The organism is Albidovulum sp. (assembly GCF_008933605.1).
GTDB lineage: Bacteria > Pseudomonadota > Alphaproteobacteria > Rhodobacterales > Rhodobacteraceae > Albidovulum.
This window is the reverse complement of the sequence record NZ_WBUS01000050.1, coordinates 1-21,390: the sequence shown is the minus strand read 5'-3', so window position 1 is coordinate 21,390 and position 21,390 is coordinate 1. Positions and strand designations below refer to the sequence as shown.

The following is a 21,390-nucleotide window of genomic DNA, read 5'->3' as shown; positions in this document are numbered from 1 at the left end:
CCCCCGGCCAGCCCGCCCGTCCCCGCCGCGAGGTCGGGTGCCGCCAGCAGGGCCATGATAAGCAGGATCGGGGTAAGGCGGCGCATTCCGAGGCTTCCGGGGGGGTGCCGCGAGGATGCGCCGCGATGGCTGTGCCTTCCTTGACAGAAGTCAAAGATCATTCCCGCCCAGGCGGGCAGATTGCCCCGAGCCTCACCAGCTGACGGAGACAACCCATGACGATCCGAGCCCCCCACGCCAGGCGCACGCTGCTTGGCAGCGCCGCGCTGGCGCTCGCCGTACTTGCAGGCCCCGCGCTCGCGCAGGAAAAACCGAAGGAACACGGCGACGGCCCGGCCGCCGCCTACGAGCCGTCGATGACGACGCTCGCGGAGATCCAGGTCGAGATTCCGGGCCTGGGACCCGATGATCCGGTCATGACGCAGGAGGAATTCCAGCGCGGCACCGAGATCTACTTCCAGCGTTGCGCCGGCTGTCACGGCGTCCTGCGCAAGGGCGCCACGGGCAAACCGCTGACGCCGGACGTGACGCGCGAGAACGGGTTCGACTACATCAAGTCCTTCATCACCTACGGCTCGCCCGCAGGGATGCCGAACTGGGGCACCTCGGGTGACCTCACGGAAGCGGACGTGGACCTGATGGCCCGCTATGTCCTCCTTGATCCGCCGCAGCCTCCGGAATGGGGCATGCCGGAAATGATGAACTCCTGGAAGGTCCTGGTGAAACCGGAGGACCGTCCGAAAGAGAAGATGAACGACATCGACATCGAGAACCTGATGTCGGTCACCCTGCGTGACGCCGGCCAGATCGCCCTGATCGACGGCGGCACCTACGAGATCAAGGCCGTCATCGACACCGGCTATGCGGTGCACATCAGCCGCATCTCGGCCTCTGGTCGCTATCTCTTCGTCATCGGCCGCGACGGTCTGGTGAACATGATCGACCTCTGGATGGAGAGCCCGGCAACGGTTGCCTCGATCAAGATCGGCATCGAGGCGCGGTCGGTCGAGACCTCGAAGTTCGAGGGCTTCGAAGACAAGCTGGCGATTGCCGGCGCCTACTGGCCGCCGCAGTTTGTGATCATGGACGGCGACACGCTGGAGCCGAAGAAGATCGTGAGCACGCGCGGCATGATCTATGACGAACAGGTCTACCACCCGGAACCCCGCGTCGCGTCGATCCTGGCCAGCCACTATCGGCCCGAGTTCATCGTGAACGTGAAGGAGACGGGCAAGATCATGTTCGTCGATTACACCGACCTGAAGAACCTCAAGATGACCGAGATCGAGGCGGAACGCTTCCTGCATGACGGCGGGTTCGACAGCACCAAGCGCTACTTCCTGGTGGCGGCCAACGCCCGCGGCAAGATCGCGGTGGTGGACACCAAGGAAGACAAGCTGACCGCGCTGATCGAGACCGGCGGCCAGACCCCGCACCCGGGTCGTGGCGCGAACTTCACCCACCCGGTCTACGGGCCGGTCTGGTCGACCTCGCACCTCGGCGACGAATCGGTGGCGCTGATCGGCACCGATCCGGAAGGCCATCCCGATCAGGCCTGGAAGATCGTCGACAGCTTCTATGCGCTGGGCGGCGGGTCGCTGTTCATCAAGACCCACCCGAACTCCACCCACCTCTATGTCGATGCGCCGCTGAACCCCGACTCCGAGATTTCGGCTTCGGTCGCGGTCTTCGACATCACGGCGATGGGCGGCGATCCGAACGTGGACCCCGAGTTCACCACCTTGCCGATCGGTGAGTGGGCGGGCATCCCGGAAGGCCAGCCGCGCGTGGTGCAGCCCGAGTTCAACAAGGAAGGCACCGAGGTCTGGTTCTCGGTCTGGAACGCGAAGGACAAGGAAAGCGCCATCGTCGTCGTCGATGACAAGACGCTCGAACTGAAGACGGTGATCAAGGATCCGCGTCTGATCACGCCCACCGGCAAGTTCAACGTGCTCAACACGAGAAACGACGTCTACTGACGCCGTCAGGACGGGCGGAGGGCTCCCGCGTTTCCTCCCCTCTGCCCGTCCACCTTTTCCGGAGCAGATTCCATGCGCGATTTCAGTCCCGGCAGGGTTTTCCTCATTGGCGCGGGACCGGGCGATCCGGACCTCATGACGCTGAAGGCGGTGCGGCTACTGCAATCGGCCGATGTCGTTGTCCACGACCGCCTCGTCTCGGACGGGATCATGGCGATGATCCCCGCGGGTGTTCGGCTGATCGACGTCGGCAAGATGGCGGGCCACCACAAGCTTGCCCAGGACAAGATCAACGCGCTTCTGGTCGAGCTTGCCCGCGACGGCCATCAGGTCGCGCGGCTGAAGGGGGGCGACCCGCTGATCTTCGGCCGCGGCTCGGAAGAGGCCGAGGTATTGCGCGCGGCGGGCATCCCCGTCGAATACGTCCCCGGCATCACCGCCGCACAGGGTGCCGCCGCGGCAACCGGCGTGCCGCTCACGCACCGCGGGATCGCGACCGGTGTGCGCTATGTGACCGGCCACCGCGCGAAGGACGTCAGGCTCGACCTCGACTGGGCCTCGCTCGCCTCGGAGGACACCACGCTGGTGGTCTACATGGGCGCGGCCAACATCGCCGAGATCGCCTTCCAACTCATGCGCCACGGGTTGCCGGCCAGCCTTCCGGTCCTTGCGGTCGCGGGCGCCACGACGCCTGAGGAGGAGCGCATCCTTTCGACCCTCGGCAGCGTCGCCGCCGACGTCGCCACCGGGGCGCCGGAAGCCCCGGTGCTCTTCATCATCGGCCGCGTCGTCGCGCTCTACCCCCAGATCGCGCTCGCCGACGCGCTGGCCTGCGAGGGCGCGGGGATGGCGGCCTATGCGTAGTCTCGCCGCCCTTCTCCTCCTGACCCTTCCGGCCGCGGCCGAGGTCACGCCGGAGCGGGCAGGCAAGCTCGAACATATCGTGATCCAGGACTGCGGCTCCTGCCACGGGCTGACGATGAAGGGCGGGCTCGGCTCCCCCTTGACGCCCGAGGCGCTCGCCGAGGCCGAGCCGGAAGGGCTCGCCACGATCATCCTCGACGGCGTGCCCGGCACCGCGATGCCGCGCTGGCGCCCGGTGCTGAGCGAGGACGACGCGCTCTGGATCGCCGAGTACCTGAAAGGACACAGCCAATGAAGGCGCTCGCTTTCGCCCTGCTCGTCGCCGCCGCGCCCGCCCTCGCCGACGAGATCCGCGCCACCGGCGACCTCGGGCTCGTGATCGAGCGCGCCACCGGCTCGCTTCTGGTCGTGGACCGCTCCGACCACGCCTCCATCGGCCGGATCGAGGGGCTCGGCGATCTCAGCCACGCGACGCTGACCTACAGCCCGGACGAGCGCTTCGCCTATGTCTTCGGCCGCGACGGCGGGCTGACCAAGGTCGACATGGTGATGCAGACGATCGCGAAGCGGATCGTGCAGGGCGGCAATTCCATCGGCGGGGCGATCTCCGACGACGGCAAGCTCATCGCCGTCTCGAACTACGAACCCGGCGGCGTCAAGGTCTTCGATGCCGAGACGCTGGACCAGGTTGCGGATATCCCTGCGGGGGCCAAGACCATCGGGCTCGTGGACGTCCCGGGCCGCCGCTTCGCCTGGGCTACATGGGAGACGGGCGAGGCCTTCCTCGCCGATTTCTCCGGCCCCGAGATGGTCGTGACCAAGCTCGGCGACGTGGGCGCGAACCCCTTCGACGCGGTGCTCACGGACGATGCCCACACCTTCCTCATCGGGCTCTTCGGCGAAAAGGGCGTGACCGCCATCGACCTCTGGGACGAAAAGCCGGAGCCGGTCCGGTTCCTGAAGGACTACGGCAAGACCGAGGACGACCTGCCCGTCTACAAGATGCCCCACCTTCAGGGCTGGGCCTTTACCGAGGGCCAGTATGTCCTGCCCGCCGTCGGTCAGCACGAGCTTCTCTGGGTCGACCGGGAGAGCCTCCAGGAAGTCGCGCGCACCCCGGTCCACGGCCAGCCTGTGTTCATCATCGCCCAGCCCGGCTCGCCCTTCGTCTGGGTGAACTTCGCCACGCCGCTGAACGACACCGTTCAGGTGGTGGACAGTCGCACGCATGAGGTCGTCAGGACGCTGACCCCCGGCGCCGGCGTGCTGCACATGGAATTCGCCCCGCGCGGCGCCGAGGTCTGGATTTCGGCGCGCGACGACAACCGGGTGATGATCTACGACACCCGGACCTTCGGCCTGGTCGGAGAGATCGCGGCGGAAAGCCCCTCGGGCATCTTCTTCACCGCGCGGGCGCACAGGATCGGGCTCTGACCATGTTCGACCGGCTCGATCCCATCGACCGCCGCCTGCTGGACGAGTTCCAGCGCGACATGCCGCTGGTGCCGCGGCCCTTCGCGGCGATCGGCGCGATGCTCGGCGTTGAGGAAGCCGAGGTGATCGACCGGCTCGGCCAGCTCAAGGCCCGGGCCATGATCGCCCGCGTCGGCGCGACGGTGCGGCCGAACACGGCCGGTGCCTCCACCCTCGCGGCCATGGCGGTTCCCGAGGCCCGGATCGAGGAAGTGGCCTCCGTCGTCGGCGCGGAGCCGGGGGTGAACCATTCCTATCTGCGCGAGGCCGACTGGAACCTCTGGTTCGTCGCCACCGCGCCCGATGCCGCCGCGCTCGAGGCCACTCTTGCCCGCATCGGCGTGGCGACCGGGCTCCGGGTCCTCGACCTGTGCCTCGTGCGGCCCTTCAACATAGACCTCGGCTTCCGCCTTTCGGGCGAAGGCGCGGCGATGCCCGAGCCGCGGCCGCTCACCGTCACGGCGCTGACCGACGCCGACCGGCCGGTGCTTCAGGCTCTGACCACCGGGCTCGCGCTCGTGCCCCGGCCCTTCGCGGCACTCGCCGGCACGCTGGGTCGTGACGAGGCCGAGGTGATCGGGCGCGTCGCGGCGCTCTCGGATGCGGGCCTGCTGACCCGGGTCGGCATCATCGTGCGCCACCGCGCCGTCGGCTGGAGCGCGAATGCCATGGTCGTCTGGGCGCTGCCGGGCGAGAGGATCGCGGCGGCCGGGGCCGCGCTTGCGCGCCACCCGGGCGTGACGCTCTGCTACCAGCGACGGACGGTGCCGGGGGTCTGGGACTATCCGCTCTATTCCATGATCCATGCCCGTAGCCGGGCGGAGGCGCTCGCCACTCTCGACGCCGCCGCGGCCCTGCCGGAACTGGCGGGCGTCCCTCATCGCGCCCTCTTCTCGGCCCGTTGCTTCAAGCAGACGGGCGCCCTTCTGGCGGCGGAGGCGGCATGAAGCGCGCGACCCTTCCGACCGATGCGCTGGACGCGACCGACCGCGCAATCCTGAACGCGCTGCAGGAGGGTTTCCCGCTCAGCCACCGGCCCTTCGTCGAGGCGGGGCGCGCGCTCGGGATCGGTGAGGATGAGCTGATCGCCCGCATCCGCAACCTGCGCGAGGAAGGTGTCATCACCCGCTTCGGCCCGTTCTTCGATGTCGAGGCGATGGGCGGGGCCTTCTGCCTCTGCGCGATGGCGGTGCCGGCGGAGCGCTTCGAGAAGGTCGTGACTTTGGTCAATGCCCATCCGGAGGTCGCACACAATTATGAACGTGCCCATCGGCTGAACATGTGGTTCGTCCTGGCGACGGACCGGCCGGAGGGGATCGAGCGGGTGGCGCGCGCCATCGAGGCCGAAACGGGCCTGACGGTGCTGCGGTTTCCCAAACTGAAGGAATTCTTCATCGGCTTCCGGGTGAAGGCATGACGATCGACGCAGCCGACAGGCGCATCATCAATGCGACGCAGGGCGGCCTGCCGCTGACGTCCGAGCCCTATGCCGAGATCGCCGGCTGGCTCGGCATGTCGGAGGCGGAGGTCATCGACCGGCTTGCCGCTATGCAGGCGCGCGGCATCGTGCGTCGGGTGGCGCTCGCCCCCAACCACTACGCGCTCGGCGTGACCGCCAACGGGATGAGCGTCTGGGACGTGGCCGACGACCGGGCCGAGGACCTCGGCGCGCGCGTCGGCGCGCTCGACTACGTGAGCCATTGCTATCTGCGCCCGCGCGCGCTTCCCGACTGGCCCTACAACCTCTTCGCCATGATCCATGGCCGGACGCGCGCCGAGGTGGAGGCGAAGCGGCAGGAGATCGCCGCGCTGCTCGGCCCGGACTCGCGGACGTCCGACATCCTCTATTCCACGCGCATCCTGAAAAAGACCGGGCTGCGCCTTGCCGACGGAGGCTGAGCCCCATGTTCCGTCTGACCCAGTACATGCAGGAACTCGTTCAGCCCTCGCCGGTGCGGCGGCGCGCGGGGACGCCGAAGCCGGTCGTGATCTGGAACCTCACGCGCCGCTGCAACCTGCGCTGCCGGCACTGCTACACGACCTCGGCCGACGTGCACTTCCCCGGCGAGCTCAGCCACGCGCAGGCGATGGGCGTGCTCGATGATCTCAAGGCCTTCGGCATCCCGGCGCTGATCCTCTCGGGGGGCGAGCCGCTGTCGCGCTTCGACTTCTTCGACCTGGCGGAGCGGGCCCGCGATCTCGGGTTCCGCCATCTCAGCCTCTCCACCAACGGCACGAAGCTTGCCGACTGCGCCGACCGCATCGCCGATCTCGGCTTCGACTATGTCGGCATCTCGCTCGACGGGATCGGGTCGGTGAACGACTGGTTCCGGGGCGTCGACGGCGCCTTCGACGCGGCTCTCGCCGGCGTCCGCGCCTGCAAGGCGCTCGGCGTGAAGGTCGGCCTGCGGTTCACGCTGACGGAAGACAACGCCTACATGCTGTCGCAGATGCTCGACCTCTGCGATGCCGAGGGGGTGGACAAGTTCTACCTGTCGCATCTCGTCTATGCCGGGCGGGGCGACAAGAACCGGGGCGAGGACGCCGCGCATGTGCGCACGCGCACCGCGATGGACCACCTCATCGACCGGGCGTGGGTCGCCGTGGCCGAGGGCGAGCCCCTGGAGATCGTCACCGGCAACAACGACGCCGACGCGGTCTGGTTCCTGCGCTGGGCCGAGCGGAACTTCGAGCCCGAGAAGGTCGCGCACGTGCGCGCGCACCTGGAGGCCTGGGGTGGCAACTCCTCGGGCCTTGGCGTCGCCAACATCGACCACCAGGGCCGCGTCCACCCCGACACGTACTGGTCCGACTACACCGTGGGCTCGGTGAAGGAACGCCCCTTCTCCGAACTCTGGACCGGCGACGACCCGATGCTGGCCGCCCTTCGCCAGCGGCCGCGCCCGCTGAAGGGGCGCTGCGGCGCCTGTGCCTTTCAGGCCGTCTGTGGCGGCAATACCCGCATCCGCGCCCTGCAGGTCACGGGCGATCCCTGGGCCGAAGACCCGGCCTGCTACCTTTCCAACCGCGAGATCGGCGTGGAGGAGGCCGCCCGCCTCACCGTCACGCCGTTCCGGGGCAAGAGTCATGATCCGGCACATCGTTTTCATTAGTCTGCTGGCCACCACTCCGGCATGTGCGGGATCATGGGGGGCCGCGCCTTCGGGCGCGGCCCTCTTCTCGGACCACTGCGCCTCCTGCCACGGCGAGAGCCGCCTCGGAGGCACCGGGCCGGCGCTGATCCCCGAGACGCTCGGCCGGATCAAGCCGGAGGCGCTTCGGGCGGTGATCTCCGAGGGCCGAGTCGCCACGCAGATGGCGGGCTTCGCCGGAACCCTCAGCGCGGCGGAGATCGACGCCCTCGCCGCCTACATCGGCGAACCCCTGGCCGATACGCCCGAATGGCACGAGGACGACATTGCGGCGACGCGCGAGCTTCGGGCCGACTATGCTCCCGCCGATGCCCCGGTCTTCACCGCCGATCCGATGAACATCACGCTCGTCGTCGAGACCGGCGATCACCATGTCAGCGTGCTCGACGGCGACACGTTCGAGGTGCTCGACCGCTTTGCCACGCCCTTCGCCGTCCACGGCGGGCCGAAGTTCTCGCCGGACGGCCGCTTCGTCTTCATCATGTCGCGTGACGGCTGGGTGCAGAAATACGACATCTGGTCGCTCGCCGAGGTCGGCCGCGTTCGTGCCGGTCTCAACAGCCGGAACATAGCGATGAGCCACGACGGCAAGTGGTTGGCGGTCGCCAACTACCTGCCCAACACGCTCACGATCCTCTCGACCGACGACCTGAGCGTGGCGAAGGTGATCGATGTGACCGGCCGCGACGGCACGCCCTCGCGCGTCTCGGCCGTCTACCAGGCGCCGGACCGCAAGAGTTTCGTCCTGGCGCTGAAGGACGTGCCCGAGGTCTGGGAGGTCGCGACCGACCCCGAGGCCGGCCCGTTCCACGAAGGCTTCGTCCACAGCTTCGAGAAGGGGATGGAGGAAAGCCTCGCGGCCGAAAAGGGCCTCTTCGCCCGCCGGCGCATCCCGCTTTCCGCGCCGATCGACGATTTCTTCTTCGATCCCGGCTACCGCAACCTCATCGGCACGAACCGCGAGGGCGACAAGGGCGTCGTCGTCAACCTGATCGTCGGCCGCGAGATCGCCGCGCTGCCGCTGCCGGGGATGCCGCACCTCGGCTCCGGTATCAGCTGGATGCGGAACGGACAGCGCGTCATGGCGACGCCGCACCTGAAGGAGGGGGTGCTGAGCGTGATCGACATGAAGTCCTGGGAGGTGGTCGAGACGATCCAGACCGACGGCCCGGGGTTCTTCCTGCGCAGCCACGACAATTCGCCCTACGTCTGGGCCGACGTCTTCTTCGGCCCGCACAAGGACGAGATGCACGTAATCGACAAGGAAACCTTGAAGATCGTGAAGACGCTTAACCCGGCGCCCGGAAAGACCGTGGCGCACACCGAATTCACCCGCGACGGCCGGTATGCGCTCGTGTCGGTCTGGGAGGACGACGGTGCCGTCATCGTCTATGATGCCCAGACCCTCGAGGAGGTGAAGCGGCTGCCGATGCGGAAACCCTCCGGGAAATACAATGTCTGGAACAAGATCACCTTCGAGGACGGAACCTCGCACTGAGGCGCCGGACGGGGGGAAATGGCCGCTCTGGAAACTCGGGGCAACGCTCTACCCCTTCGTGGCGGCGGCCGTGGCGATCAACCTCTTCCTGCTTGGCCTGATGGGGCAGGCGGTGGGCCTGCCCGCGCTGCCGCCGCTGACGGCGCTCCTTCTCTCCGTACCGCTTGGCGTGCCGGCAAGCTGGGCGGCGGCGCGCTGGCTGCGCCATCTCCTCCACGAGGCGGAAGGCTGAGGTCGCGCACCCCCTTGATGGCGGCGGGCCGGCTCGCCTAGTGAGGGCGAAGCCCGCCGGAGCACGCCCGCATGATCCCGACCCCAGCCAAGACCGACCTCGTGATCTTCGACTGCGACGGCGTGCTCGTGGACAGCGAGCCGATTTCGGCGGCGGTGCTGATCGACGAGCTTGCACAACTCGGGGTGTCGATCACCGCCGACTACGTGCGCGACCACTGCCTCGGGCGGAGCTTCCCGACGGTCTCCAGGGCGATCCGCGAGAGCTTCGCCGTGCCCCTGCCCGAGGATTTCGAACAGCGCTACCGCCGGTCGCTCCTTGCCCGGTTCGAGACCGAGCTTCGGCCGACGCCCGGAATCGAGGCGCTGCTGGCACGGCTGATCCCCTTCCGCTGCGTGGCCACGAGTTCGAGCCCCCCGCGCGTCGCCCGCTCGCTGGAGATCACCGGGCTCGCTCCGCTCTTCGGGGCCGACGTCTTCACCGCCTCGCAAGTGGCGCGCGGCAAGCCGGCGCCCGACCTCTTCCTTTTCGCCGCCGAGCGGATGGGCGTCGCGCCGGACCACACGCTGGTGATCGAGGACAGTCGGCCGGGGGTCGAGGCCGCCATCAATGCCGGCATGGGCGTGTTGCACTTCGCCGGCGGCGGGCACATGCGCGGCGGGGTGCCGAACCTGCCGCCGGGGGTGCGAAGTTTTGACAACTGGGGGGATTTCCCGCAGGTGTTGCTCAGGGACATCCGAGAGGGTTAGCAGGTGACGCAGGGCAGGTTCACGGCCGCGACGACGCGGCTCGACGACGCGGCGCGGGCGGGCTGGCTCTATTATGTCGCCGGCAACACCCAGGACGAGATCGCCCGCAAGCTCGGCGTCTCGCGCCAGACTGCGCAGCGGCTTGTCTCGCTCGCGGTGTCGGAGCGGCTGGTGAAAGTGCGGCTCGACCATCCGATCGGCCGCTGCATGGATCTGGCGGGTCTCGTGACCGAACGCTTCGGGCTCCAGTTCTGCGAGATCGTGCCCTCCGACCCGGACGCGCCGGGCCTTCTGACCGGCGTCGCCATCGCGGCGGCGGTCGAGATCGAGCGGGTGCTGACGTCGGAGGAGGGGCGGATCGTGGCGCTCGGCACCGGGCGGGCGCTGAAGGCCACGGTGGAGCAACTGCCCCGCATGGCCTGCCCGCAGCACCGCATCGTCTCGCTTCTCGGCAACATGATGTCGGACGGCTCGGCCACGCCCTACAACGCAACCATCGCAATGGCCGAACGGGTCGGCGCGAGGCACTACCCCTATCCGCTCCCGGTCCTCGCCTCCGACCGGGCGGAGCTTCGCGCGCTACATGCGCTCGAGCCGGTGCGCAATACGGTCGCGCTGGCGCAGGATGCCGACCTGACGCTGGTCGGCATCGGCCAGATGGGGCAGGGCGCCCCGCTCGTCGTGGATGGATTCGTCCCGCCGTCCGAGATGGACGCGCTCGTCGCGGCGGGCGCGGCCGGGGAGATCACGAGCTGGATCTACGACCGCGAGGGGCACCTTCTCGACTGCGAGTTCAATGCCCGCGTCGCGTCCGTGCCGCTGCCCAAGGCGGCCGAGCGGCGGGTGATCGCCGTCGCCGTGGGCGAGGCGAAACTTCCCGCGCTTTCGGCGGCGCTGCGGGGACGGCTCGTCAACGGGCTCGTCACCAACGAGGTGATGGCCGAACGTCTGCTCGCCGCGCGCTGATCCGCCTTGCCGACCGATCCCCGAAACCGGCTGTTGACTCGACTCGGCCCATGAGTGAATATTTGCTCACCGCATAGGCAAATGCCCGTAACGGGCATGAGGGAGGAGACCATGACAGTGACGATGCGCGCCCTTCTGGGTGCAACGGCGCTTTGCGCCGCCGCAGGATGGGCGCAGGCGGAGACGCTGACCATCGCGACCGTGAACAACGGCGACATGATCCGGATGCAGGGCCTGACCGAGGACTTCACCGCGAAGAACCCCGACATCACCGTCGAATGGGTCACGCTCGAGGAAAACGCCCTGCGCCAGAAGGTTACGACCGACATCGCGACCAAGGGCGGCCAGTACGACATCATGACCATCGGCACCTACGAGGTTCCGATCTGGGGCAAGCAGGGCTGGCTCGTCAGCCTGAATGACCTGCCGGGCGAGTACGACATCGACGACCTTCTGCCGGCGATCCGGGGCGGCCTGACGGTGGACGGCAACCTCTATGCGGCGCCGTTCTACGGCGAAAGCTCCATGGTCATGTACCGCACCGACCTGATGGAGAAGGCCGGCCTGACCATGCCCGAGGCGCCGACCTGGGACTTCATCAAGGAAGCTGCGGCGGCAATGACCGACAAGGCGAACGAGGTCTACGGCGTCTGCCTGCGGGGCAAGGCCGGCTGGGGCGAGAACATGGCCTTCCTGACGGCCATGTCCAACTCCTTCGGCGCCAAGTGGTTCGACATGGACTGGAAACCCCAGTTCGACCAGCAGCCCTGGGCCGACACGTTGAACTTCTATCTCGACCTGATGAACAACTACGGTCCGCCCGGCGCGTCGAACAACGGCTTCAACGAGAACCTTGCGCTCTTTCAGCAGGGCAAATGCGGCATGTGGATCGACGCCACCGTCGCGGCCTCCTTCGTGACCAACCCGAAGGACTCGACCGTGGCCGACAAGGTCGGTTTCGCGCTCGCGCCCGACAAGGGGCTCGGCAAGCGCGGCAACTGGCTCTGGGCCTGGTCGCTGGCCATTCCGGCCGGCTCGCAGAAGGTCGATGCGGCGAAGAAGTTCATCGCCTGGGCGACCTCAAAGGACTATCTCGCCCTGGTCGCGTCCAAGGAAGGCTGGGCCAATGTGCCGCCGGGCACCCGGACCTCGCTCTACGAGAACCCGGAATATGCCGCAGTGCCCTTCGCCAAGATGACGCTCGACTCGATCAACGCGGCCGACCCGACGAAACCGACCGTGGACGAGGTGCCCTATGTCGGCGTGCAGTTCGTGGCGATCCCGGAATTCCAGGGCATCGCCACCGCGGTCGGCCAGCAGTTCTCGGCCGCGCTTGCGGGCCAGACCTCGGCCGCCGACGCGCTTGCCGCCTCGCAGGACCTGGCGACGCGCGAGATGACCAAGGCCGGCTACATCAAGTGACCACGGGCGCCAGGGCCGCCCTCGCGCGGCGGCCCTGGCATCCATCGCCTGCGGGGACGAACCCGCGCCGGAGAAGTTCCGAAACGAGAGGGGGCAGTCATGGCGACGGCGCATGCGCGCGGGGCGGCACGGGTGATGTTGTCACCTGCGGTTGTCCTCCTGCTTCTCTGGATGATCGTGCCGCTCGGCATGACGATCTGGTTCTCGTTCCAGCGCTACGGCCTGCTTTCCGGGATGCCTCCGGAATGGACCGGCCTCACCAACTACAGGTACTTCCTGACCGACCCGGCCTTCTTCACCTCGATCAAGAACACGCTCACGCTCGTCGGCGGGGTGCTGGCGATCACCGTTGTCGGCGGAATCCTCCTCGCCCTCCTTCTCGACCAGCCCTTCTGGGGGCAGGGGGTCGTCCGTGTCCTCGTGATCGCGCCCTTCTTCGTGATGCCGACGGTCTCGGCGCTCGTGTGGAAGAACATGTTCATGAACCCGGTGAACGGGCTTTTCGCCTGGGTCGCCAAGCTCTTCGGCGCCCAGCCCTTCGACTTCCTCGCCCAGGCGCCGATGTTCTCGATCATCCTCATCGTTGCCTGGCAATGGCTTCCTTTTGCCACCCTGATCCTCCTGACCGCGCTCCAGTCGCTCGACAGCGAGCAGCTCGAGGCGGCCGAGATGGATGGCGCCGGCTGGCTCAGCCGCTTCGGCCACATCATGCTGCCGCACCTGACCCGCGCGATCACCGTGGTGATCCTGATCCAAACGATCTTCCTGCTCTCGACCTTTGCCGAGATCCTCGTGACGACCAACGGCGGCCCCGGCACGGCGACCACGAACCTGACCTACCTCGTCTATGCCCAGTCACTCCTCCAGTTCGACGTCGGTGGCGGGGCGGCGGGGGGCATCGTGGCGGTGATCCTCGCCAACATCGTCGCGATCTTCCTGATGCGCATGATCGGCAAGAACCTGGAGGCGTGAGATGGCACGTTCGGTCTCGACCCGACGCAAGACCCTGGTGACGATCCTTGCCTGGGCGGTCGCCTTCCTGATCTTCTTCCCGATCCTCTGGACGGTGCTGACCTCGTTCAAGTCCGAGGGCGACGCCATCGCCTCGCCGCCGAAGTTCCTGTTCTTCGACTGGACGGTGGAGAATTACGTGACGGTGCAGGAACGGTCGGACTACTTCAAGCACTTCTGGAACTCGGTGGTGATGTCGGTGGGCTCCACCCTTGCCGCGCTCGTCCTCGCCATTCCGGCGGCTTGGTCGATGGCCTTCGTGCCGGGTCGGCGCACGAAGGACCTGCTGATGTGGATGCTCTCCACCAAGATGATGCCGGCGGTGGGCGTCCTCGTGCCGATGTACCTCATCTTCCGCGACACCGGCCTGCTCGACACCAGGACCGGGCTCGTGATCGTGCTCACGCTGATCAACCTGCCGATCGTCGTCTGGATGCTCTACACCTACTTCAAGGAGATCCCGGCCGAGATCCTCGAAGCTGCGCGGATGGATGGCGCCTCGCTGCGCTCGGAGATCCTCTATGTGCTCACGCCGATGGCGGTGCCCGGGATCGCCTCGACGCTCCTTCTCAACATCATCCTCGCCTGGAACGAGGCCTTCTGGACGCTTAACCTGACGGCGGCGAAGGCCGCGCCGCTCACCGCCTTCATCGCCAGCTATTCGAGCCCCGAGGGGCTTTTCTACGCCAAGCTCAGCGCCGCCTCGACCATGGCGATCGCGCCGATCCTGATCATGGGCTGGTTCAGCCAGAAGCAACTTGTCCGCGGCCTGACCTTCGGCGCGGTGAAATAGGGAACGACGCATGGGACGCATCACGCTCGAAAAGGTCGCCAAGCGGTTCGCCGAGGTGGAGGTGATCCCGCCCCTCGACCTCGAGATCGAGGACGGTGAGTTCGTGGTCTTCGTCGGCCCCTCGGGTTGCGGAAAGTCGACGCTTCTCCGGCTAATCGCAGGGCTGGAGGACGTCTCGGCCGGCACGATCCGCATCGACGGCCAGGACGCGACCGGGATGCCACCGGCGAAGCGGGGCCTTGCGATGGTGTTCCAGTCCTACGCGCTCTATCCGCACATGACCGTGCGCAAGAACATCGCCTTCCCGCTCCGCATGGCCGGGATGGGCGCCGAGGAGCAGGAACGCAAGGTCAGGGCCGCGGCGGAGGTGCTGAACCTCACCGCCTATCTCGACCGGCGGCCCGGCCAGCTTTCCGGCGGCCAGCGCCAGCGTGTCGCCATCGGCCGCGCGATCGTACGGGAGCCGAAGGCCTTTCTCTTCGACGAGCCGCTGTCGAACCTCGACGCGGCGCTTCGGGTCGGCATGCGGATCGAGATCAGCCAGCTTCACAACCGGCTGAAGACCACCATGGTCTACGTCACCCACGACCAGGTGGAGGCGATGACCATGGCCGACAAGATCGTGGTGCTGAACGCCGGTCGCATCGAGCAGGTGGGAAGCCCGCTGGAGCTGTACCGCGCGCCCCGCAACCGCTTCGTCGCCGGTTTCATCGGCAGCCCGAAGATGAACTTCATCGAGGGCGCCGAGGCGGCGCAGCACGGCGCGGCCGCCGTCGGCATCCGGCCCGAGCATATCGCCGTCTCCACTGCGGAAGGGCTGTGGCGCGGAACCGTCGGCGTCTCCGAACACCTCGGCTCCGACACGTTCTTCCATGTGAACGGCACGGGGCTGGGCGAGGCCATCACCGTGCGGGCGGGCGGCGAGGTCGACCTGCACCACGGCGACGCGGTCTGGCTGACGCCCGAGGCGGACAAGATCCATCGCTTCGACAGGGACGGACTGAGGTTCGCATGAAACGGCTCGACGGAAAGACGGCGCTGATCACCGGGGCGGCGCGGGGTATCGGCCTGGCGTTGGCGCGGGCCTACGTGGCCGAAGGGGCCCGTGTGGCCATCGCCGACATCAACGTCGGCGCGGCCGAACAGGCCGCCGGCGAGATCGGCCCCGCCGCCGTCGCGGTGCGGATGGACGTGACCGAACAATCCTCCATCGAGACCGCCGTGGCCGAGGCGGAATCCGCCCTCGGCGGGATCGACATCCTGATCAACAATGCCGCGCTCTTCACCGCGGCGCCGATCGTCGAGATCGCGCGGACCGACTACGACCGCATCTTCGCCGTCAACGTCGCCGGCACGCTCTTCACGCTGCAGGCGGTGGCACGGCGCATGATCGCACGGGGACGTGGTGGCAAGATCATCAACATGGCCTCCCAGGCCGGCCGGCGCGGCGAGGCGCTCGTCGCTGTCTACTGCGCCTCGAAGGCCGCGGTGATCAGCCTGACCCAGTCGGCCGGGCTCGACCTCATCCGGCACAGCATCAACGTCAATGCCATCGCGCCGGGGGTCGTTGACGGCGAGCACTGGGACGGGGTGGACGCCTTCTTCGCGAAGTACGAAGGCAAGGCTCCGGGCCAGAAGAAGCGCGAGGTGGGCGCGGCCGTGCCCTTCGGCCGCATGGGCCGGGCAGAGGACCTGACCGGGATAGCGGTCTTCCTCGCCACTGCCGAGGCCGACTACATCGTCGCGCAGACCTACAACGTCGACGGCGGGAACTGGATGAGCTGATGGCACTTCAACTGAATGCTTCTGCCCTGCTGCGCCTGCCCGGTGGCGTGGCAGGCCCCGGCTACGACCGCGCGCGGCTGAAGGCCGGCATCGTCCACGTCGGCGTCGGCAACTTCCACCGCGCGCACATGGCGGTCTATCTCGACCGGCTCTTCTCGCTCGGCGAAGGGCATCATTGGGCGGTCCTCGGCGCGGGGGTCCGGCCGGCGGACGCCGAGATGCGCGCAAAGCTCGCCGAACAGGACTGGCTGACGACTGTGGTGGAGCTCGATCCGAAGGGGCTCAGTGCCCGCGTGACCGGGGGGATGATCGGCTTCGTGCCGGTGGAGGCGGAGGCGACGATCGCTGCAATGGCGGATCCGGCGATCCGCATCGTCTCGCTGACGATCACCGAAGGCGGCTATTACGTCGACGCTCAGTCGGGCGGCTTCGATGCCACGCACCCCGACATGGTGGCGGAAGCCGCGACGCCGCGTGCGCCGCGCACCGTCTTCGGCATGATCCTCGCCGCGCTCCGCCGCCGGCGGGCGGCGGACGTGGCGCCCTTCACCGTCATGTCCTGCGACAACCTGCCGGAGAACGGTCACGTCACGGCACGGGCCGTCATCGGTCTCGCGCGCCGGTCCGACCCTGCCTTCGCCGACTGGATCGCGGCCAATGTCGCCTTTCCGAATTCCATGGTGGACTGCATCACGCCCGCGACGTCCGACCGCGAGCGCGCGCTGGTCGCCGAACGCTTCGGCCTTGTCGATGCGGCGCCAGTGGTCTGCGAGCCCTTCCGGCAATGGGTGCTGGAGGATCACTTCCCCGCCGGCCGGCCGGCGCTGGAAAGGGTCGGCGTCGAGTTCGTGCAGGACGTCGCGGCCTATGAGCTGATGAAGCTGCGCATCCTGAACGGCGGTCACGCCGCCATCGCCTATCCCTCCGCGCTCGTGGGCCACCATTTCGTGCACGAGGCCATGGCCGATCCGCTGATCGCCCGCTGGCTCGACACGCTTGAACGGCAGGAGATCGTGCCGACGCTCGCCCGCATTCCCGGCGTCAGCTACGACGCCTACCTCGCCAAGGTGACGGAGCGGTTCTCGAACCCCGAGGTCGGCGACACGATCCGCCGCCTCTGCCTCGACGGGTCGAACCGGCAGCCGAAGTTCATCCTGCCCACGCTCTCGCAGGCGTTGGCGGCCGACCGGCCCCTCGAGGGGCTCGCGCTCGAAGTCGCGCTCTGGTGCCGCTACTGCGCGGGCATCGACGAGGCGGGGCGCGCGATCGCGCCCAACGACGAGAACTGGGCCGAACTCAGCCTCCGCGCGCAGGCCGCGAAGGACGATCCCGGCGCCTTCCTCGCCAACCGTGCCGTCTTCGGGGCCCTCGGAGAGGAGCCGCGCTTCGCCGCCGCCTTCGCGCGCCAGCTCGGCCGGCTCTGGTCCGAAGGCGTGCACCCGGTGCTTGCCGACTACATCGGCTGATCGGCCAGGATCACCTCACAACCCCAGTCGCGGCAACGAGCGGCCAGCCCGGGTGGAAACGGCCGGTCGGTGAAGACGCGGCCGATGGCCGACAGCGAGGCGATGCGCACCGGCGCGCGGCGGTCGAGTTTCGAGGCATCGGTGACCAGGCAGCTTGCCCGCGCCTGCCGGAGGATCGCCTGCGCCACGCGCACCTCTTGCGGGTCGAAGTCGAGCAGATCGCCCTCGGCGTCCAGCGCCGATGTGCCGATGATGGCGTAATCGACCTTGAAGTGACCGATGGCCTCGGTGGTGAGGTCGCCGACGAGCCCCCCGTCCGACCGCCTGAGCACGCCCCCCGCCACGATCACGTCGCAGCCGTCGCCTTCGGCGAGGATATTGGCGACGTTCATGTTGTTGGTGACGACGGTCAGGTTGCGATGATGGAGAAGCGCCCGCGCGACCGCCTCCGTCGTCGTGCCGATGTTGAGGAAGAGCGAGGAGTTGTCGGGGATCGTGGCCGCGCAGGCGCGTCCGATCGCCGCCTTCGCCTCGGCGTTCATCAACCGGCGCTCGGCATAGCCGAGATTGGCCACGCCCGCCCTGAGCACCGCGCCGCCGTGCACCCGGTCGAGCTTGCCGGCATCGGCCAATTCCGACAGGTCGCGGCGGATCGTCTGCAACGTGACGCCGAAACGTTCGGCGAGATCCTCGACGGCGACACGTCCCTCGGCCCGCGCGAGATCGAGGATTTCGCTTTGACGAAAGCTCAGGGCCATCACCGCCTCCTGATGCCTCCTACCCCGATCCGAACCTTCTGTCATCAGAAACGAACATCTGCGAACGAAAAAGTTGACAAAACGCGCACTTCCGCGCGAAATGGGGCCGCAGTCGCGGAGGGCAGAACGTGGTTTCCGAAGACATCCCAGAACCCTCCTACGACCTCTTCGTCATCGGCGGCGGCATCAACGGTGCAGGTATCGCGCGGGATGCGGCGGGGCGGGGGCTGTCGGTCGTGCTGGCAGAGATGGGCGATCTTGCGCAGGCGACCTCCTCGGCCTCGACCAAGCTCTTCCACGGCGGCCTGCGCTATCTGGAGTATTTCGAGATCGGCCTTGTCCGGAAGGCGCTCGTCGAGCGCGAGGTCCTGCTGCGGGCCATGCCGCACATTGCCTGGCCGATGCGCTTCGTCCTGCCCCTCTCCGACGACATGCGGTTCGAAGGCACCACGCCCACCTCGCGGCTCCTGACGCTCTTCATGCCCTGGCTGAAGGGCCGGCGGCCGGACTGGCTGATCCGGCTTGGCCTCTTCCTCTACGATCATCTCGGCGGGCGGAAGATCCTGCCCGGGACCCGCGCGCTCGACCTGAGGACGGACCCGGCCGGAAAGTGGCTGAAGCCCGGGTTCGCCCGCGCCTACGAATACTCCGACTGCTGGGTGCAGGACGCGCGCCTTGTCGTCCTCAACGCCCGTGACGCCGAGGCGCGGGGCGCGAAGATCCTCACCCGTGCGAGGGTGACCGACGCGCGGCGCGACGGTGACGCATGGGAAGTGACGGTGGCGATGCGGGGGCGAGAGAAGCGGTTCCGCGCCAAGGTACTCGTCAACGCCGGCGGGCCCTGGGTGGAGCGGGTGGTGCGTGACATGACGAATCGCGCCCCGAAGGCGCATATCCGCCTTGTCAGGGGTTCCCACATCGTCACGCGCCGGCTCTTCGACCACGACCGCGCCTATTTCTTCCAGGGCACCGACGGGCGGATCATCTTCGCCATTCCGTATGAAGAGGACTTCACCCTGATCGGCACGACCGATGTGGACCATCAGGGCGACCCGGGCGACGCGCGTTGTACCGAGGCGGAACAGGACTATCTCTGTGCCTTCGCCTCGCAGTACTTCGCGCGTCCCGTGACCCGGGCGGACGTGGTCTGGACCTATTCCGGCGTGCGCCCGCTCTACGACGACGGGGCATCGAGCGCGAGTGCCGCGACGCGCGACTATGTGCTGACGCTCGATGCGGAGGGCCCCCCGGTGCTCAACGTCTTCGGCGGCAAGATCACGACCTACCGCAAGCTCGCCGAGGCGGCGATGGCGAAGATCGCGCCGCATCTCGGCCTCGCCAGGGGCAACTGGACGGCCGGCGTCCCGCTGCCCGGCGGGGATTTCCCCGTGGACGGGGTGGCGGGCCTGATCGCCGACCTTACGGCGCGCTACCCGTTCCTGGACGGCTTCACCGCCCGCCGGCTGGTCCGCACCTACGGAACCGAGGCGCCGGCCGTGCTTGGCGAGGCCCGGGCGCCCACCGGCCTCGGGCGCGCCTTCGGCGCGGGCCTGACAGAGGCCGAGGTGCGCTGGCTCATGGCCAGGGAATATGCCCGGACGGCGGAGGATGTGGTCTGGCGGCGCACCAAGCTCGGCCTGAGGATGACGGGCGAGGAGATCGCGGCGCTCGACGCCTGGATGAAGGGAGAGGGGACGGCATGACCCATGTGCTGGCAATCGACCAGGGAACGACCTCGAGCCGGGCGATCCTGTTCGACAAGGCGATGCGCGTGACGGCCGTCGCGCAGGAGGAGTTCGCGCAGCATTTCCCCGCCTCGGGCTGGGTGGAACACGATCCCTCCGACCTCTGGTCCTCGGTTGCGGCGACCACGCGCGCGGTGATCGAGACGGCCCGCATCGACGCGCGTGACATCGCCGCCATCGGCATCACCAACCAGCGCGAGACGACGCTGGTCTGGGACCGCAGGACCGGCGAACCGATTCACCGCGCCATCGTCTGGCAGGACCGGCGCACCTCGGAAATGTGCCAGCGGCTGAAGGCCGAGGGTCACGAGAAGATGATCGCGGAGCGCACCGGGCTCCTCCTCGATCCCTATTTCTCGGGCACGAAGCTTGCCTGGCTTCTCGACCACGTGGATGGCGCGCGGGCACGGGCAGAGGCGGGTGAGCTTCTCTTCGGCACGGTCGACTGCTTCCTGATCTGGAAGCTCACCGGTGGCAGGGTGCACGCCACCGACGCCACGAACGCGGCGCGCACGCTGATCTACAACATCCGAAAGGGGGAATGGGACAGCGACATACTCAAAATCCTGAAAATACCGGAGACGCTCTTGCCCAAGGTGCGCGACTGCGCCGCGGACTTCGGCATGACCCGATCCGACCTCTTCGGGCGCGAGATTCCGATCTGCGGCGTGGCGGGCGACCAGCAGGCGGCGACCATAGGGCAGGCCTGTTTCGCGCCGGGCATGATGAAATCCACCTACGGCACCGGTTGCTTTGCGCTGCTGAACACGGGGGCGGAGCCGGTCGCCTCGAAGAACCGGCTTCTGACGACGATCGCCTACCAGTTCGGCGGAAAGCCGACCTACGCGCTCGAAGGTTCGATCTTCATTGCCGGCGCGGTCGTCCAATGGCTGCGCGACGGGCTCAAGATCGTCCGCTCGGCGGCCGAAACGCAGTCCCTCGCCGAGGCCGCCGACCCGACACAGGAGGTCGTCCTGGTTCCTGCCTTCGTGGGTCTGGGCGCACCCTACTGGAACGCCGATTGCCGGGGCGCGGTCTTCGGGCTCACGCGTAACTCGGGGCCGGCGGAGTTCGCGAGGGCGGCGCTCGAAAGCGTCGGTTACCAGACGCGCGACCTTCTGGAGGCGATGCGGGCGGACTGGGGCGCCGGCGCGGAAGGTGTCCTGCGCGTCGACGGCGGCATGACCGCCTCCGACTGGGCGATGCAGTTCCTCTCCGACATCATCGGCGCGCCGGTGGACCGGCCGCGGGTGCTGGAGACGACGGCGCTCGGCGCGGCCTGGCTCGCTGGGTCCCGGGCGGGGGTCTATCCCGACGCCGAGGGTTTCGCGCGCGCCTGGGCGCTCGACCGGCGGTTCGAGCCCGGCATGGCGGAGCCCGCGCGCGCTTCGAAATACGCCCGCTGGAAGCGCGCCGTCGCCGCGACGCTCGCGGTATGACACCCTTCGCGATCGCGCAGCCGTCCCGCATCCGCTTCGGCCGGGGCGAGGCGCGAAA

Annotated in this window: 21 protein-coding genes; 20 read left to right on the top strand and 1 reads right to left on the bottom strand. The window is 68.1% G+C overall.

Annotated features, from left to right (window positions below):
- Positions 1-215: 215 nt before the first annotated feature.
- From F9K34_RS08875 to F9K34_RS08790, 18 genes are all read left to right on the top strand, one after another.
- Entirely contained in the window at positions 216-1,979 is a 1,764-nt protein-coding gene (locus F9K34_RS08875; protein ID WP_291336599.1) for a nitrite reductase, read from the top strand.
- A gap of 72 nt (positions 1,980-2,051) precedes the next feature.
- A complete protein-coding gene (gene cobA, locus F9K34_RS08870) occupies positions 2,052-2,843 on the top strand; it encodes a uroporphyrinogen-III C-methyltransferase (protein WP_291336598.1) in 792 nt (263 codons plus the stop codon).
- Positions 2,836-3,138: a c-type cytochrome gene (locus tag F9K34_RS08865; RefSeq protein WP_291336597.1), complete on the top strand. Its 303-nt coding sequence runs from the start codon at positions 2,836-2,838 to the stop codon at positions 3,136-3,138. Before cobA ends, F9K34_RS08865 begins: the two co-directional genes overlap by 8 nt.
- Complete coding sequence (locus F9K34_RS08860) at positions 3,135-4,277, top strand: cytochrome D1 domain-containing protein (RefSeq protein WP_291336596.1); 1,143 nt, start codon at positions 3,135-3,137, stop codon at positions 4,275-4,277. The genes F9K34_RS08865 and F9K34_RS08860 overlap by 4 nt, the downstream gene beginning before the upstream one ends.
- 2 nt (positions 4,278-4,279) lie before the next feature.
- Positions 4,280-5,263, top strand: coding sequence for a siroheme decarboxylase subunit beta (ahbB, locus tag F9K34_RS08855; protein ID WP_291336595.1), 984 nt, complete (start codon positions 4,280-4,282; stop codon positions 5,261-5,263).
- A complete protein-coding gene (locus F9K34_RS08850; protein WP_291336594.1) occupies positions 5,260-5,733 on the top strand; it encodes an Lrp/AsnC family transcriptional regulator in 474 nt (157 codons plus the stop codon). The genes ahbB (F9K34_RS08855) and F9K34_RS08850 overlap by 4 nt, the downstream gene beginning before the upstream one ends.
- Entirely contained in the window at positions 5,730-6,215 is a 486-nt protein-coding gene (gene ahbB, locus F9K34_RS08845) for a siroheme decarboxylase subunit beta (protein ID WP_291336593.1), read from the top strand. Before F9K34_RS08850 ends, ahbB (F9K34_RS08845) begins: the two co-directional genes overlap by 4 nt.
- A 5-nt stretch (positions 6,216-6,220) precedes the next feature.
- Positions 6,221-7,429: a heme d1 biosynthesis radical SAM protein NirJ gene (gene nirJ, locus F9K34_RS08840; RefSeq protein WP_291336592.1), complete on the top strand. Its 1,209-nt coding sequence runs from the start codon at positions 6,221-6,223 to the stop codon at positions 7,427-7,429.
- Positions 7,404-8,966, top strand: coding sequence for a nitrite reductase (locus F9K34_RS08835; protein ID WP_291336591.1), 1,563 nt, complete (start codon positions 7,404-7,406; stop codon positions 8,964-8,966). Before nirJ ends, F9K34_RS08835 begins: the two co-directional genes overlap by 26 nt.
- A 58-nt stretch (positions 8,967-9,024) precedes the next feature.
- Positions 9,025-9,198 (top strand): hypothetical protein, encoded by a 174-nt coding sequence (locus tag F9K34_RS19055; protein ID WP_366557841.1) that lies wholly within the window; start codon positions 9,025-9,027, stop codon positions 9,196-9,198.
- A gap of 71 nt (positions 9,199-9,269) precedes the next feature.
- Positions 9,270-9,947, top strand: a complete 678-nt coding sequence (locus tag F9K34_RS08825; protein ID WP_291336589.1) for an HAD family hydrolase — start codon at positions 9,270-9,272, stop codon at positions 9,945-9,947.
- A 3-nt stretch (positions 9,948-9,950) separates the two neighbouring features.
- Positions 9,951-10,913, top strand: a complete 963-nt coding sequence (locus F9K34_RS08820) for a sugar-binding transcriptional regulator (RefSeq protein WP_291336588.1) — start codon at positions 9,951-9,953, stop codon at positions 10,911-10,913.
- Between the two features lie 111 nt (positions 10,914-11,024).
- Entirely contained in the window at positions 11,025-12,335 is a 1,311-nt protein-coding gene (locus F9K34_RS08815; RefSeq protein WP_291336587.1) for an ABC transporter substrate-binding protein, read from the top strand.
- A gap of 99 nt (positions 12,336-12,434) precedes the next feature.
- A complete protein-coding gene (locus F9K34_RS08810; RefSeq protein ID WP_291336586.1) occupies positions 12,435-13,307 on the top strand; it encodes a carbohydrate ABC transporter permease in 873 nt (290 codons plus the stop codon).
- A 1-nt stretch (position 13,308) separates the two neighbouring features.
- Positions 13,309-14,139, top strand: coding sequence for a carbohydrate ABC transporter permease (locus tag F9K34_RS08805; RefSeq protein WP_291336585.1), 831 nt, complete (start codon positions 13,309-13,311; stop codon positions 14,137-14,139).
- Between the two features lie 10 nt (positions 14,140-14,149).
- Positions 14,150-15,154, top strand: coding sequence for an ABC transporter ATP-binding protein (locus F9K34_RS08800; protein ID WP_291336584.1), 1,005 nt, complete (start codon positions 14,150-14,152; stop codon positions 15,152-15,154).
- Complete coding sequence (locus tag F9K34_RS08795; protein WP_291336583.1) at positions 15,151-15,924, top strand: L-iditol 2-dehydrogenase; 774 nt, start codon at positions 15,151-15,153, stop codon at positions 15,922-15,924. The genes F9K34_RS08800 and F9K34_RS08795 overlap by 4 nt, the downstream gene beginning before the upstream one ends.
- Positions 15,924-17,390 (top strand): mannitol dehydrogenase family protein, encoded by a 1,467-nt coding sequence (locus tag F9K34_RS08790; RefSeq protein ID WP_291336582.1) that lies wholly within the window; start codon positions 15,924-15,926, stop codon positions 17,388-17,390. Before F9K34_RS08795 ends, F9K34_RS08790 begins: the two co-directional genes overlap by 1 nt.
- Here F9K34_RS08790 and F9K34_RS08785 read toward each other — a convergent pair.
- Positions 17,378-18,148: a DeoR/GlpR family DNA-binding transcription regulator gene (locus tag F9K34_RS08785; RefSeq protein WP_291336581.1), complete on the bottom strand. Its 771-nt coding sequence runs from the start codon at positions 18,146-18,148 to the stop codon at positions 17,378-17,380. The two genes, F9K34_RS08790 and F9K34_RS08785, sit on opposite strands and share 13 nt — an antisense overlap.
- Positions 18,149-18,276: 128 nt before the next feature.
- Here F9K34_RS08785 and glpD point away from each other — a divergent pair, with 128 nt between their 5' ends.
- Together glpD and glpK are read left to right on the top strand one after the other, a co-directional pair.
- Positions 18,277-19,851, top strand: coding sequence for a glycerol-3-phosphate dehydrogenase (gene glpD, locus F9K34_RS08780; RefSeq protein WP_291336580.1), 1,575 nt, complete (start codon positions 18,277-18,279; stop codon positions 19,849-19,851).
- A complete protein-coding gene (glpK, locus tag F9K34_RS08775; RefSeq protein WP_291336579.1) occupies positions 19,848-21,332 on the top strand; it encodes a glycerol kinase GlpK in 1,485 nt (494 codons plus the stop codon). The genes glpD and glpK overlap by 4 nt, the downstream gene beginning before the upstream one ends.
- The last annotated feature ends 58 nt before the right edge of the window (positions 21,333-21,390 follow it).